10 protein-coding genes are annotated in these 14,188 nt (G+C 43.4%); 7 read left to right on the plus strand and 3 right to left on the minus strand.

Annotation, left to right across the window (positions count from 1 at the left end; all coding sequences use genetic code 11):
• Window positions 1-43 precede the first annotated feature (43 nt).
• The 6 genes from recB (at window position 44) to truA (ending at window position 8,306) form a co-directional block, all read left to right on the plus strand.
• A complete protein-coding gene (gene recB / locus AC30SF_RS04090; protein ID WP_489607648.1) occupies window positions 44-3,706 on the plus strand; it encodes an exodeoxyribonuclease V subunit beta in 3,663 nt (1,220 codons plus the stop codon).
• Complete coding sequence (gene recD, locus AC30SF_RS04095) at window positions 3,706-5,685, plus strand: exodeoxyribonuclease V subunit alpha (RefSeq protein ID WP_489607649.1); 1,980 nt, start codon at window positions 3,706-3,708, stop codon at window positions 5,683-5,685. Before recB ends, recD begins: the two co-directional genes overlap by 1 nt.
• A gap of 10 nt (window positions 5,686-5,695) precedes the next feature.
• On the plus strand, window positions 5,696-6,292 hold the full coding sequence (locus AC30SF_RS04100) for a class I SAM-dependent methyltransferase (RefSeq protein WP_489607650.1): 597 nt from the start codon (window positions 5,696-5,698) through the stop codon (window positions 6,290-6,292).
• 241 nt (window positions 6,293-6,533) lie between these two features.
• Entirely contained in the window at window positions 6,534-6,962 is a 429-nt protein-coding gene (rplM, locus tag AC30SF_RS04105) for a 50S ribosomal protein L13 (protein ID WP_006718336.1), read from the plus strand.
• Window positions 6,963-6,979: 17 nt separating this feature from the next.
• Window positions 6,980-7,372 (plus strand): 30S ribosomal protein S9, encoded by a 393-nt coding sequence (gene rpsI, locus AC30SF_RS04110; RefSeq protein ID WP_005557091.1) that lies wholly within the window; start codon window positions 6,980-6,982, stop codon window positions 7,370-7,372.
• Between the two features lie 148 nt (window positions 7,373-7,520).
• Window positions 7,521-8,306, plus strand: a complete 786-nt coding sequence (truA, locus tag AC30SF_RS04115; protein ID WP_489607651.1) for a tRNA pseudouridine(38-40) synthase TruA — start codon at window positions 7,521-7,523, stop codon at window positions 8,304-8,306.
• Window positions 8,307-8,408: 102 nt separating this feature from the next.
• On the opposite strand, the gene AC30SF_RS04120 is transcribed toward truA, so the two are convergent.
• A complete protein-coding gene (locus tag AC30SF_RS04120; RefSeq protein WP_489607652.1) occupies window positions 8,409-9,866 on the minus strand; it encodes a DASS family sodium-coupled anion symporter in 1,458 nt (485 codons plus the stop codon).
• Window positions 9,867-10,075: 209 nt separating this feature from the next.
• Here AC30SF_RS04120 and AC30SF_RS04125 point away from each other — a divergent pair, with 209 nt between their 5' ends.
• The gene (locus AC30SF_RS04125) at window positions 10,076-10,852 is read left to right on the plus strand and encodes an MmcQ/YjbR family DNA-binding protein (RefSeq protein ID WP_489607653.1); all 777 of its coding nucleotides are present in this window, start codon (window positions 10,076-10,078) and stop codon (window positions 10,850-10,852) included.
• A gap of 76 nt (window positions 10,853-10,928) precedes the next feature.
• Here the strand turns inward: AC30SF_RS04125 and AC30SF_RS04130 are convergent, their stop codons facing one another.
• Both AC30SF_RS04130 and AC30SF_RS04135 read right to left on the minus strand, forming a co-directional pair.
• Window positions 10,929-12,413 (minus strand): aldehyde dehydrogenase family protein, encoded by a 1,485-nt coding sequence (locus tag AC30SF_RS04130; protein ID WP_314401022.1) that lies wholly within the window; start codon window positions 12,411-12,413, stop codon window positions 10,929-10,931.
• A 292-nt stretch (window positions 12,414-12,705) separates the two neighbouring features.
• Entirely contained in the window at window positions 12,706-14,127 is a 1,422-nt protein-coding gene (locus AC30SF_RS04135; protein WP_489607654.1) for a surface lipoprotein assembly modifier, read from the minus strand.
• Window positions 14,128-14,188 lie beyond the last annotated feature (61 nt).

Consider the following 14,188-nt stretch of genomic DNA (forward strand, 5'->3'; position numbering starts at 1 on the left):
GCCCTTATTTTATTCAAAATTTTTCATTCGCTTAATCTTAACCATGCAACAACTCAATCCGATCTCCATTCCATTAAATGCTGTCAGTTTAATTGAAGCTTCTGCCGGTACAGGCAAAACCTACACCATGGGTTCCCTTTATTTACGTTTGTTACTGCAAGCGGGAGAAAATACCTTTCCCTATGCATTGAATGTCGAGCAAATTTTGGTGGTGACCTTCACTGAAATGGCAACAGAGGAGCTTAAGCGCAAAATTCGTGAACGTATTTACGATGCCAAACAAAAATTGACGGCTTATCAGCAGACGCAAGATTCTGCGGTGTTTGGACAGGATGATTTTTTACGCGAATTGGTTGCGAGCATCACCGACTTACCGCTTGCCATTCAACGCCTGACCTTGGCGGAACAGAACATGGATTTGGCGGCGATCTATACCATTCATGGTTTCTGTCGCCGAATGCTGATGCAATACGCCTTCAATTCAGGCGTTCATTTCAATCTAGAATTAAGCGGTGAAGAAGATGAGTTGTTGTTGCACTTAGCACAAAAAATTTGGCGTGAGTATTTTTATTCACAGCCTTATGCGGTTGCCGAGTTTATTCAAAAGAATTTGGTTTCGCCAAGCAATATTGTTAAAAACATTAAAAAATTTGCCGGGACAGAATTAAAACTCCCGGAAAAACGACCGCACTTTTTTGAGGGGACTTTCGAGGAATTTCTTTCAAAACTTACTGATTACTCGCAAGCATTAATCGCTCAAACTCAGGAATTAAAGCAAAAATGGCTAGAAAAAGAGGTGGAAATTACGGAGTTGATTGAAACAGAAATCAACACCAAATATAAGAATGCGAAAGAACAAAAATTAAACCGTCGCAGTTTTACATCGGCAACTCGCCCGAAATGGCTTGCCGCCATGAAACGTTGGGCGGAAAACGAAAAAGCAGATTTCCCGGATTGTTTTTACCGCTTCGGGCAAACGGCAATGGATGAACAGAAAGGTGAAGAAGCACAGGAAGCGTTGAGTCACCCGCTTTTCATCAAAATTGATGAGTTGTTAGCATTTTCCGAACAACAGGCTTTACTATCTCAAGCGCTATGGTTTCATTATTTAGAAACGCTGAATGGGCAGCTAGCCGAATACAAACTCAACCATAGCGAAAAAAGTTTTTATGATTTATTGCGCTTGTTAAAAGAAGCTTTATGCCATTCGAATAATACTGAATTTGCGCAGTTGATTCGTTATCAATACCCGTTTGCCATGATTGATGAATTTCAAGATACGGATGCGGTGCAATATCAGATCTTTTCTAAGGTGTATGTAGAGCCACAGCGATTAGAACCGGTGACTGATAACGGCTTTATTATGATCGGCGACCCAAAGCAGGCGATTTATAAATTCCGTGGCGCAGACATTTTTACTTACTTTAAAGCGGCTGATGAAGCACAGCAGCGTTTCAATCTAGGAAAAAATTACCGCTCTCACCAAGATGTCGTGCAATGTGTCAATCATTTGTTTGATTTTACCGAACAGCCTCCGTTTTTATATGAAAAGATTCCATTCTTACCAGTCGAATCTAAAGACGATCATCCGAAATTTTGGTTAAACGGTGAAGTGGAACCTGCCGTGCGGTTTTATGTGGATGAAGTTTCCGTAAAAGAGAATATGGCGAAAGCCTGTGCCGTTTCTATTCAACATTGGTTGCAAAGTGCGGTGGAAAATACCGCTGATTTTCGTTCCGATGAAAAAGGCGTCGAAAAAACCTTAAAACCGGAAAGTATTGCAGTATTGGTGCGTAGTCGCAAAGAAGCTGATTTGGTAAAAAATGCGTTACGTCGTCTTGGCATTGCCTCCGTGTTTTTGTCTGAAAATAGCAATGTGTTTGATAGTAAAGCAGCAAAGGATCTGTTGTTGATTTTACGGGCCTGTCTTAATCCGTTTTCCGAACGCAATATTTTAAATGCTGTTGCAACGGCGATTTTTGCGCAAACGGCGGCAGATATTCAGCGTATTCGTTTAGACGAAAACCGTTGGGAATATTGGGTCGAAAAATTTATTCATTATCAAAGAACGTGGCAAAAACAAGGTGTATTAGTGATGTTGCACCAGTTGTTCCTACAAGAAAAAATCACTGAAAAATTGTATCCCACCGTGGATGGTAAGCGTCTGGTGACTGATTTGCTACATTTGGCAGAATTATTGCAAGAAGCGGCAACGTTGAACGAAAGTGAAGCGGCATTATTACGTTGGTTTGAAAAGCAAATTCAAGGGGAAGATCGACAAAATGAACAACAAGTGCGGTTGGAAAGCGAGTTGCAGTTGGTCAAAATTGTCACGATTCATAAATCTAAAGGGTTGGAATACGATTTAGTTTGGTTGCCGTTTATTGGTTATGCCTCCAAATTTAGGCTTGAACACATTTCTACTTATTACGACCAAGATCGGTACGACGTGCTGTGGGATATTGATGGTTCTCATGAAAAGGATGTAAAACAAGAGGATTTTGCCGAACAACTTCGTTTACTCTATGTGGCGCTGACCCGAGCGAAATATCAGTTGAATATCGGTGTGCCGAAAACCTTTGAGGAAAAGTGGAGTGCCTTGTTATATGTGCTCACTCAAGGGGAAATTCAAACAAATGAGAAACTGACAGCCTACGACAGCTTGCCACTATTAGAAAAGTTGGTTCAACGTGCCCCACAGGGAAGTATTCAGATTTCTGAAACCTCGGCATTAAAAGCGCTAGATGCACCAATGCAGTCGGAGACTCAAGCGCCATTAAACGCGGCAACATTCACCGGTCATATTGAACAAAACTGGACGGTGACCAGTTTCAGCGCCATTGAGGCGATTCATCAAAATAAAAAATATTACAAAGAACAGCTAGCAGCAGAAAGTGCGGTCGCTTTTGAGCCTGTTTTTGATGGCGGCAAAGATTACGATTTTAACGAGCAAGCGACAGAAACCATGGAGGAAAGTGTGAACCATGAATCTGCCTATCCTTTCGGTTATTCACCTTTTGATTTTCCGCACGGGATTAAAATTGGTACAGCGTTGCACCGTTTCTTGGAAAAATATGATTTTAGTCAGCCGTTAAATGAAGACAAAGTGCAAAAACTCTGCCAATGGTTACAGTTAGAGGAAACTTGGTTGCCATCCTTACAACAATGGATGAAGGCGATCTTAGATACGCCGTTAAGTGCGGATGATCCAACGTTGAAGCTGAATAATTTATCTCGCCAGCAATGTGTGAAAGAAATGCAGTTTTATTTGAAACTCAATCGGGTATTTGATGTGACGGCATTTAATCGCGCGTTGCAAAAACATCACCATTTGCCATCGGAAGCGCTGCAATTTGATGCCATTAAAGGCATGTTACGCGGTTTTATGGATTTGGTTTTCTGCCATAACGGTAAATATTATTTGGTGGATTATAAATCGAATTTTCTCGGTGTCGATCCGCAAAACTATGTTGGTAAAAGCCTTGAGCAAGCCATGCTGGCAAACCATTACGACTGGCAATATTTATTTTACACGCTGGCATTGCACCGTTATTTGCAACAACGTGACGCAAATTATGACTACGAAACCCATTTTGGCGGTGTGTTTTATTGTTTCTTACGTGGCATGAACGGGGAAAATCAGGACGGTGTGTTTTTTGATAAACCGGATTATGCGTTAATTCAAGCCTTGGAGAATTTGTTCTGATGTTAACTTTATTATCTCAACTCAAAGAAAAAGGCATTATTAACGCCGCCGATTATTATTTCGCCGAGTTTATTCACCGTAAACAGCAACCGTTTAATTATGCCCCATCTGTGCAAAACTTGGCGGTGTTGATGGCGGCATTGTGTAATTTCAATTATCGCCAAGGCAATACCTGCCTTCTGTTGAATCAGTCCACCGAACAGGATTTATTCGGTTTACAGGATTATTTCAACGAGCGTATTTATTTAACGGAAATTCAGCAAAAAATTGATTATGTGCCGATTTCACAATGGCAATCTACCTTGCAAAAGGTACAACACATCGCCTTTACGGATTTGCCATTACAGCAAATTGCACCTTTGGTGTTGCAGTTTAATTGCTTGTATTTTTATCGCGTGTGGCAAGACGAATTTCGAATTGCCGATTATTTCAAAAGTGCGGTCTGTTTTGAGCCTGTTTTTTCAGAAGGACAACTCACACAAATTGCATCGATTCTTCATCGCTATTTTCAGGAAGAACAGGGCATTGATTGGCAGAAAATCGCCGTTGCTATGGCGTTACGTCAGCGTTTTTGTTTAATTACCGGCGGGCCGGGAACGGGGAAAACAACGACCGTAACGAAGTTGCTTTTAACCTTGCAAGAACTGCATCAAAACGGCTTACGTATTAAATTGGTTGCGCCAACAGGTAAAGCGGCAGCGCGTTTAACGGAATCTATTGTGGATGCCGTGGAACGTTTAAAACAGACATTTGCACAGGAACCAAGTAAGCGGGAAATCATCGAAAATCTGCAAATTCCGATGAGCGCAGAAACGATCCATCGTTTGCTTGGTGTGCGTTTTTTTAGTGAAGAAACCCGGTATCACGCCCAGAATCCATTGCCGTTGGATGTGTTGGTAGTGGATGAGGCGTCCATGATCGATCTCACTTTAATGGCTAAATTACTTAATGCGCTCAAACCGGAAACCAAACTGATTTTGTTGGGCGATAAAGATCAACTTGCTTCCGTAGAAGCCGGTGCTATTTTGGGGGAATTAGGGCGTTTTGTGAATGCGGCAAAACCGACATACAGTTCGTCGATGGCGCACTATTTGCAGGCAACAACAGGGATGACATTGCCATCAGAAGATAAGATAAACGCCATTAGCGACAGCATTTGTTATTTACAAGTCAGTCGCCGGTTTGGGGCTAATCCGGAAGTAGGCGAGTTGGCAACGGCGGTGAATTTAGGTAATGCGACCAAGAGTTGGCATTTATTGCAACAATATCAGCAACATCAAGATAAGCATTGTGGTGTGTACTTAACGGATTTTGCGCGTTATTTGAGTCATAAAGACGACATGCAACAGCGTAAAGCTTGTGTGAAATTGATTGTCGATCGTGCCGCGGAAGAATACGCGCGCTATTTGCAACAAATTCCGTCTGATGGCGTGCTTCAGGAAGATAAAGTGCGGTCAATTTTTGCTGCGTTTAATCACATCCGTTTTTTAACCGCATTACGCGTAGGCGAGTTTGGGGTCGAACAGCTAAATTTGGCTATTGCAGAAAAATTGCGTCAAAAACGGTTGTTACAATTTCATCAGGAACGGGAATGGTATATCGGCAAGCCGATTATGGTGACGCAAAATGACAGCGGAGTCGGCTTGTATAACGGCGACATCGGTATTTATTTAGGCCATGGACGCGTGTGGTTCGAACAGGGGCAAAATAGCTACAAAAAGGTGTTGGCTAGTCGCGTACCGAATCATGAAACGGCATTTGTGATGACCGTACATAAATCTCAAGGTTCCGAATTTCCACATACGTTCCTGATTTTACCGTTAGAAAATAGCCCGGTCTTATCCAAAGAGCTGGTTTACACGGGAATCACCCGCACCAAGGATTTCCTCACGGTGTTTGCGTTACAAAGTGTGTGGGAAAGTGCGGTGAAAAATCCGGTACAACGACAAAGCGGATTAGGGCAGTTATTAGAAGAATAAAGGAAAATACATGACAAAATGGGATGAGCGTTATCAAACGGAAGAATATATTTTTGGCACGGAACCTAATGAATTTATCGCTAGAATTAAGCCTTACTTGCCAACCTCTGGAAGAGCCTTAGATCTTGCTACGGGAGAAGGACGCAATGGCATCTTTTTAGCCCGTCACGGATTAGAAACGGAAGGCGTGGATCTCTCTCAAGTGGGATTGCGAAAAGCGCAATCATTGGCGCATCGGTATCAGGTACCGTTCACAACGAGATTAGCCAATATTGCCGAAATGACGATGCCCACGGCGCATTATTCGGTGATTACGTCCGTCTTTTGCCATTTTATGGAACCTGAAAGGACTCAAGTCATGCAACGCATTGTGAATGCCTTGCAACCGGGCGGCTTGTTTGCCGGCGTCTTTTATCATCCTGATCAACTTCGTTATGGTACCGGCGGGCCTAGCCATGTTGAAATGCTCGGCACCTTGGAGGAGATGCAACAAGCATTATTGGGGCTGGAATGGCTATTGGCAGAGCATGATGTGCGAGAAATGAATGAAGGCAGCCGTCATGTCGGCGCCAGTTCTGTGATTTGTCTGTTAGGGCGCAAACCCTAGATTTTTTATTTGACAGTGACGAATAAAAAGACAAAGTGCGGTCAAAATTTATCGTATTTTTCCTGTAAAACCGTTAGCTTTTCGGTGAAATTTTCTATATAATTGTCCGACCCTGTGAATGCTGCGGATTCCCACCGCGCATTATTTTGTCGAGATCGCACTCGAAGGGGTGAAGATTAAGATAACTGGTTGTGCTTTTTTAAGCACTGGGTATTAATATTATTATATTGGTAATTAATTAATGAAAACTTTTGTAGCAAAACCAGAAACGGTTAAACGCGACTGGTATGTAGTAGATGCGACAGGTAAAACTTTAGGTCGTTTGGCGACTGAATTAGCGCGTCGTCTTCGTGGTAAACATAAAGCTGAATATACTCCGCACGTTGACACAGGTGATTACATCATCGTGATTAACGCGGACAAAGTTGCTGTAACCGGTAACAAAGACAGCGATAAAATTTACTACTGGCACACAGGCTATGTAGGCGGTATCAAACAAGCGACTTTCAAAGAAATGATCGCACGCCGTCCTGAAGCAGTGATTGAAATTGCGGTTAAAGGTATGTTGCCAAAAGGTCCATTAGGCCGTGCAATGTTCCGTAAATTAAAAGTGTACGCAGGTGCTGAACACCAACACGCTGCACAACAACCACAAGTCTTAGATATTTAATCACGAGGTTTTAGGATATGGCAGAGAATCAAAACTACGGCACAGGTCGCCGCAAAAGCTCTTCAGCTCGTGTATTTATCAAACCGGGCAATGGTAAGATCACCATCAACCAACGTGAATTAGACGTATATTTCGGTCGTGAAACTGCTCGCATGGTAGTTCGTCAACCGTTAGAATTGGTTGAATTAACTGATAAATTAGACCTATACATCACCGTTAAAGGTGGTGGTATTTCCGGTCAAGCGGGTGCAATTCGTCATGGTATTACCCGTGCATTGATGGAATACGATGAAACCTTACGCCCAGCACTTCGTGCAGCAGGCTTCGTTACTCGTGACGCACGTCGCGTTGAACGTAAAAAAGTGGGTTTACACAAAGCACGTCGTCGTCCACAATACTCCAAACGTTAATTTTTATACGTTTTCCCAAAAGCAGAGAGCAATCTCTGCTTTTTTTATGTGTGAAATTCAGCAAAAGTGCGGTGGGTTTTTAGAATGTTTTGAGATCCGCCAAGCCTTGTTATAATGCACGCCGTTTTAAGTAAAATCAGGGCAGAACATGAAAATTGCATTAGGTGTGGAATACGACGGAAAACAGTATTTCGGTTGGCAGAAACAAGAAAAAGTGGCAAGCGTACAGGCTGAACTGGAACGGGCGATTTCCACCGTTGCCGATGAAGACATCAGTATTTTCTGTGCAGGTCGTACGGATTCCGGCGTACATGCCACTGGGCAGGTGATCCATTTTGAAACGACTGCTCATCGTCCTGAGAAAGCCTGGAGTTTTGGTGTCAATGCGAATTTGCCCGATGATATTGCTGTGCGATGGGCGAAAGTGGTTGATGATGATTTTCATGCCCGTTTTAGTGCTACCGCCCGTCGTTATCGTTATATTTTATATTGTAATAAACTGCGTTCAGCCATTTTGCCGCAAGGCGTGACGCATTGTCATTTGGAACTCGATCATCAATTAATGTACCAGGCGGGACAGGCGTTGCTCGGTGAAAATGATTTCAGTTCTTTCCGCGCCGCGCAATGCCAATCCAATACGCCGTGGCGTAATGTGCACCATTTAAACGTTAGTCGCCTAGGGCAATATATCATCGTGGATATTCAAGCAAACGCGTTTGTTCATCACATGGTGCGTAACATTGTGGGGAGCTTGATTGAGGTGGGTTGCGGCAATCAACCGGTGGAATGGTTAGCTTGGTTGTTGGCTCAGCAAGATCGTACTCTCGCGGCACCGACGGCTAAACCGGAAGGATTATATTTGGTCAATGTGCTTTATCCCGACCGATTTGCGTTGCCGAAAATGCCGATGGGGCCATTATTTCTCGCAGATTAATTTAAAAAATACTGAAAAAAGTGACCGCACTTTAGGTTGAAAAATAAAGTGCGGTCATTTTTTTATAAGAATTTTAGGTGAGTTCTAAAGCGCAATGCGGCTTTACCACCAACCTAATAGCTTCATCCATAACCCCCCGACACCAAACCAGATAATGAAGGATACGATGGAGGTGGCAAAGCTGACGCCCCACCATTGACCGGTTGAGTTATAACCGGAACCATAGAGGGCTGGGCCAGGGCCTCCGGCGTATTGGGTTAAGCTCATTGAGAGGGTTGAGGTATAACCTAAGCCGAGAGCGGCAATAATCGGAGGGGTGCCAACGGCAATGGCTGCCGCAACGAATGCCAAGTACATGGCGGAAATGTGTGCCATGGCAGAAGCGAAAAAGTAGCGAGTGTAGAAATACACTAAGACTAAAATCGTAAAGGCAACCGGCCAACTGAATGCCCCCACAGAGGAGGAAATATGGCTTGAAATCCAAGCAATGGCACCGTATTTATTCAATGCATTTGCCATCATCACCAAAACCGCAAACCAGAACATGGTGTCCCATGCGGTGGTTTCAGCAACGATATTTTTCCAACTCATGATGTTTGTCAGTAATAAAATCACCAAACCGATAAAGGCGGAAACTGTTGCCGGAATATGGAAGACCAAATCACCTACGGTCCATAAGAACAACAATAAGATGAAATCAAGCGCCAAAATCCATTCTGCTTTGCTCATTGGTCCCATATTATGCAATTCTTCACGCGCCATTTCTGCCATTTTCGGTGTGTCTTTGAGTTCAGGCGGGTAAATCAAATAGACGAAATAAGGCAATACGATCAAACTGATAACGCCCGGTACGATGGCTCCTAAGAACCAAGTCATCCACGTAATTTCAACGCCTTGACCTTTGGCAAGTTCCGCGATTAACGGGTTGCCCGCCATGGCAGTGAGGAACATGGTACACACGATAGTGTCGATTTGTGATACGGCGATGGCAAGAAATGCACCGGCACGTCTGGCGGTTGGGCCGGGTTTGGAATCGTAGGCATCAGCGATGGACTGCATGATGGGATACATGATACCGCCACCACGCGCAGAGGCAGACGGAATCCCCGGGCCAATGACCACATCGGCTAATGCGATACCATAAGCAACGCCCATCATTTTTTTACCGAAACGTGCGACGAAATAGAGGGCAATGCGTTTCCCCAAGCCGGTTTTGATGACCGCCCGAGATAAAAACATCGCAATGGCGATTAACCAAATGGTTCCGTTGGAAAAACCGGATAACATGCCCACTTCCCCTTTGGCGGGAGATAATGGTGTTAGGCCGGTTAAACCGCTAATGACGAGTGCAACTAAGGTTGCCGCCCCCATAGGCATGGCTTTGGCAATAATTGCCACAATGGTTGCAACAAAGAGGGCAAGCATACCCCATGCTTTGGCAGAAAGGCCTTCCGGTATTGGAATCAGCCAAATTGCCATCCCGACAATCACTGAAAGCAGTAACCCTTGCCATTTGAAGCCCATTTTTACTTCAATTGGCGCAATTGTTTTCCCTTCCATATAACTCCTCCGAGTTTATTAATTAGAGTGAGATTGCTCTCTGCGGTGAATAATCCATTATTCATATGATTAAATTGAGTCCTTTCTCAAGGAATATAATATGCCTGTTGAACTAAAAAGCACAATAATGATGTGGAAATTAATGTCTTTTATTTTGAGGACTAAGTTGGCGTAAAATGATGTTATCAAAGTAATAAGAGGAATATGGAATGGCTGAGCTAACCCAACAAGTTTTCGAGTATGTCTTCACCCAATATGGCACTAAACCGGAATATTTGTGGAAGACCCATCCAGATTATGCGGTGTTGCGTCATGCCGATAATCGAAAATGGTATGCCATTGTGATGAATGTCGAAAAATCGTCATTAGGGCTAAGCGGCACGGGGAAATTGGCGGTGATGAACGTGAAATGTTCCCCTGAAATGCTGAGCGTATTTTTGCCGCAACCAGGTTTCCTACCGGCGTATCACATGAATAAAAATCATTGGCTGACGGTGTTGTTAGATGGCTCTGTAGATAAAAACACTGTATTGTTTTTATTAAATACTAGTTTTGATCTCACCGCTACCCGACAGGTGAAAAAACAGCTTGGGATCACCCGTTATACGGAGTGGATCGTGCCGGCTAATCCGAAATATTACGATGTGGAGAAAGATTTGCGCGAAGGTGGAGAAATTTACTGGAAGCAGAGTAACAATATTGCGGTAGATGATATTGTATATATGTACGTCACTGAACCTACAGGGGCTATTTGCTATAAATGTGTAGTGTTGGAGGTAAACATTCCCTATCACCAAAAACGAACGGATGATTTACAGGTGAAGCGGGTGATGAAAATTCGTTGTTTGAAAGAATACGATAAGCGTCTTATTCCCCGCGCGAAAATGGCGCAATTCGGTGTCAGTGCCGTACGCGGACCTCGGCATATGCCGTATGCATTAAAACAGGAAATTGAGCTGTTGTGCGAAGAGTCCTGCGAAAAGTAAAAACATATGAAAAATAAACCGCACTTTGAAGGCAAAAATCAAAGTGCGGTTTGTTTTTAGGCTGAAAGTGAAAAGATTAATACATGCCTTCGCGTTCTTCACGGGTGCTGATAAAGATATTTTTCACCTGTGTATAAGCGGCAAGCATCATTTTATGGGTTTCACGACCGATACCGGAGGTTTTATAACCGCCGAATGGTGCGCCGGCCGGTAAACGGTTATAGCAGTTCACCCAAACACGACCGGTTTCGAGTGCGCGTGCAACCCGTAGGGCACGGTTAATGTTATATGTCCACACCGCACCGCCTAGGCCATAATCACTGTCATTTGCCATTTGGATCACATCTGCTTCATCTTTAAACTTGATCACCACAGCAACCGGCCCAAAAATTTCTTCTTGCGCGACACGTTTTTTGTTGTCCGGCGCCAAAATTAAAGTTGGTTGGAAAAATTCGCCGCGAGCCAATACCGGATCGGTTGATTTGCCCCCACCAAGGATGATTTGGCAACCTTCTTCTTTGGCAATATCCACGTATTTACTAATCACCTTAATTTGATTTCCGTTTACTTGTGCGCCCATTTGCGTGTCATCTTCCCAAGGCAAGCCAACTTTGACTTTCTTAAATTCTTCTTTTAATGCCGCGATGAATTTATCGTAAATGCTTTCTTGTACGAAGATCCGTGAACCGGCACAACACACTTGCCCTTGGTTGAAGAGAATCCCTTTTTGTGCGCCTTCCAATGCTTTATCAAATGGCATATCGTCAAAGAAAATATTGGCGGATTTGCCACCTAATTCCAAGGTGGATGGAATCAACATTTCAGCGGCAGCCATACCAATTTTTCGACCGATTTCGGTGGAACCGGTGAACGCCAGTTTGCTGAATCCAGGATGACGCAGCATATATTCGCCGGATTTGGAACCCTTGCCGGTAATGACATTGAAGACCCCTTTCGGCAATAAGTGATTAATTTTTTGTGCTAAGGAAAGCAGACTCAATGAAGTGGAAGATGAAGGGTGAATTACAACGGTACAACCTGCCGCCAACGCCGGCGCAATTTTCCATGCGGCCATTAAGAACGGGAAGTTCCACGGAATAATTTGACCAACAACGCCAATCGGCTCGCGTAAAATCAACGACAAGTCTTCGTTATCCAGTTGGTTGGCAACGCCTTCTTCAGAACGAATCACACTGGCAAAATAGCGGAAATGATCGGATGCCAACGGAATATCTGCAGCACGCGTTTCGCGAATTGGTTTACCGTTATCCAGTGTTTCTTGCAAGGCAAATAACTCGGTATTTTCGTCAATAATGTCTGCGATTTTATTTAAAATCGTGGCACGTTCGGCTGCACTGGTATTTTTCCAGGTTTTAAAGGCTTCTTTTGCCGCATTCACAGCGGCATCCACATCCGCATCGGTGGCGTCAATAAAGGTCGCTAATGCATCGCCATTTGCAGGGTTATGTGCTGTTAAGGTGTTACCTTCTGAACCATTCGTCCATTCGCCGTTGATCAATAAACCATAGTGTTTGTCAAAGACATTAAGATCTTTTGTCATCTGTTTTCTCCTTTTTTCTACGTGATGAATCAAAGTGATACCTGCTCTTTTTACATCCTCAGGTCTTTACTATTTTGTCCCAAAAAGAGGACAGTGGTTCAATTTGAGCACAAGACAAGACTTAAAACTGTGAGATAGATCACATTTTAGCGGTGATGAGGAAAGGTAGAAAAAATTGATTTGATAGATGGACAAAGCGAAGTGAAGAGAAAATACCTTGAAAAGAGACCGCACTTTGAAGGCGAAAATCAAAGTGCGGTCATGTTTTCTATTTTATTTTGGGTAACTTCCTTTAGAAATTACGCTCAACAGACACAAACCATTCTCCGCTGGTGCGTGAATAAAATTCCGGGATATTACTGTCAATTTTCCGGTAACGATAATTTAACTTAGGAATAAAACCTTTCCATTGCATTTTGTTATGCCATAGACTGGCGTTAAAATCATATTCCTTGTCTTGTCGTTTTTTCGTTGGAAAATAGAAGTTTTTTGCTCGAAAGTCACGTTTGACATACCGAATGCTTAAGCGTGTCGCGAAATCCTTGATTTGCCAGACGGTACCGAGATTAACACCTCGACGAAGTGAGGACTCTGCTTTGTCTTTGCTGCGATCTAGGCTACCTTCCACACCGACGAAAAGTAACCAATTCGGTTTTGCCTGATAACTTAATGAGAGCGTTGCACCGTTAATATAACCGTTGTGACGGCGTGCAACATTGGCATCCGCATAGCGTTTTTGCGTGTGGGAAAGCGTGCCGGAGAACGACCAAAGTTCGGTCAATTCACGGCGTAAATCTGCGGTAATGCCATAATTTTGGCTATAGCGTGGTGCGCCTAACCAATTTTGCTCAAAAAACGGCGTCAATCCTAAAGATTGTAAGGCGGAACGATGACGATAGCCTAATGCGGCGTAAAGTGATTTTTCGCTATAATCTTGATTATCCCAGTAATGCACACCACCAAAACGGCTGTTTACCGTCATAAAATGATTACCGGAGACATTGATTTCACGGCTTAACCCAAGTCCGTACCGAAAACCATGCGCTTTTTGTGGCAAAGAGTCTTTGTCTTTTTTAAAGCGCAATTTACCTAGCAAAATATCTTGTTGGGATGACGCGTTATTCACGTTGTCGGTTTGGGTATATTGCCATTCTACATCCGCTTTCCAGCCCTGACGTTCCTTCATTGTCTCTAAGTAACGCTGAGTAAATTGTTGCATGGCTGGAGATAATGCTGGCTTAGCACGCTCAAGTTCTGCTTTAGCTTGGAGATATTGTTTATTTTCAAACAACATTACGCCTAAATCGAAACGGGGATAAGCCAGTTCCGGTTTGTCGTGAAGGATTTTTTGATAAAGCGCAATTGCACCGTTGTAGTCACGCTCTGCCCGCAACATTGCCCCTAGGGCATAACGATATAGTGTGACATCGTGTTGAGGTTGCGATTGATAAAGCGGCAACGTTTGTTTCAATATTCCCCATTGTTGTTTTACCACACTATAATTGATCAGTTTTTCCAGCTTAGTTTGCGTGTTGTCATTTTGTTCAAATGCCATCGGTACTGAAAGTGCGGTGTCTTTTGGTTGCGTTTTTAATTGCGGTTCTTCATTCTTTAGAACGTTGTTATTTTCAAAGAAAATGGGTTGTAGCACGCGAAGTGTTTCAGCTTGAGTAGCTAAGGGAAGTAGAATGATAAAATAGGGAAGTTTTTTCATAGTCGATTAGAAAGTAATGCCGTTTAAACCGAAGTTCAAACGGCATTTTTATATTAAAGGA

It is taken from the genome of Aggregatibacter valvarum (assembly GCF_980468985.1).

What these genes read in the sequence shown, in the direction of transcription:
- recB (WP_489607648.1), top strand. Translation starts at nt 44, where the DNA reads ATGCAACAACTCAATCCGATCTCCATTCCATTAAATGCTGTCAGTTTA.
- recD (WP_489607649.1), top strand. Translation starts at nt 3,706, where the DNA reads ATGTTAACTTTATTATCTCAACTCAAAGAAAAAGGCATTATTAACGCC.
- AC30SF_RS04100 (WP_489607650.1), top strand. Translation starts at nt 5,696, where the DNA reads ATGACAAAATGGGATGAGCGTTATCAAACGGAAGAATATATTTTTGGC.
- rplM (WP_006718336.1), top strand. Translation starts at nt 6,534, where the DNA reads ATGAAAACTTTTGTAGCAAAACCAGAAACGGTTAAACGCGACTGGTAT.
- rpsI (WP_005557091.1), top strand. Translation starts at nt 6,980, where the DNA reads ATGGCAGAGAATCAAAACTACGGCACAGGTCGCCGCAAAAGCTCTTCA.
- truA (WP_489607651.1), top strand. Translation starts at nt 7,521, where the DNA reads ATGAAAATTGCATTAGGTGTGGAATACGACGGAAAACAGTATTTCGGT.
- AC30SF_RS04120 (WP_489607652.1), bottom strand. Translation starts at nt 9,866, where the DNA reads ATGGAAGGGAAAACAATTGCGCCAATTGAAGTAAAAATGGGCTTCAAA.
- AC30SF_RS04125 (WP_489607653.1), top strand. Translation starts at nt 10,076, where the DNA reads ATGGCTGAGCTAACCCAACAAGTTTTCGAGTATGTCTTCACCCAATAT.
- AC30SF_RS04130 (WP_314401022.1), bottom strand. Translation starts at nt 12,413, where the DNA reads ATGACAAAAGATCTTAATGTCTTTGACAAACACTATGGTTTATTGATC.
- AC30SF_RS04135 (WP_489607654.1), bottom strand. Translation starts at nt 14,127, where the DNA reads ATGAAAAAACTTCCCTATTTTATCATTCTACTTCCCTTAGCTACTCAA.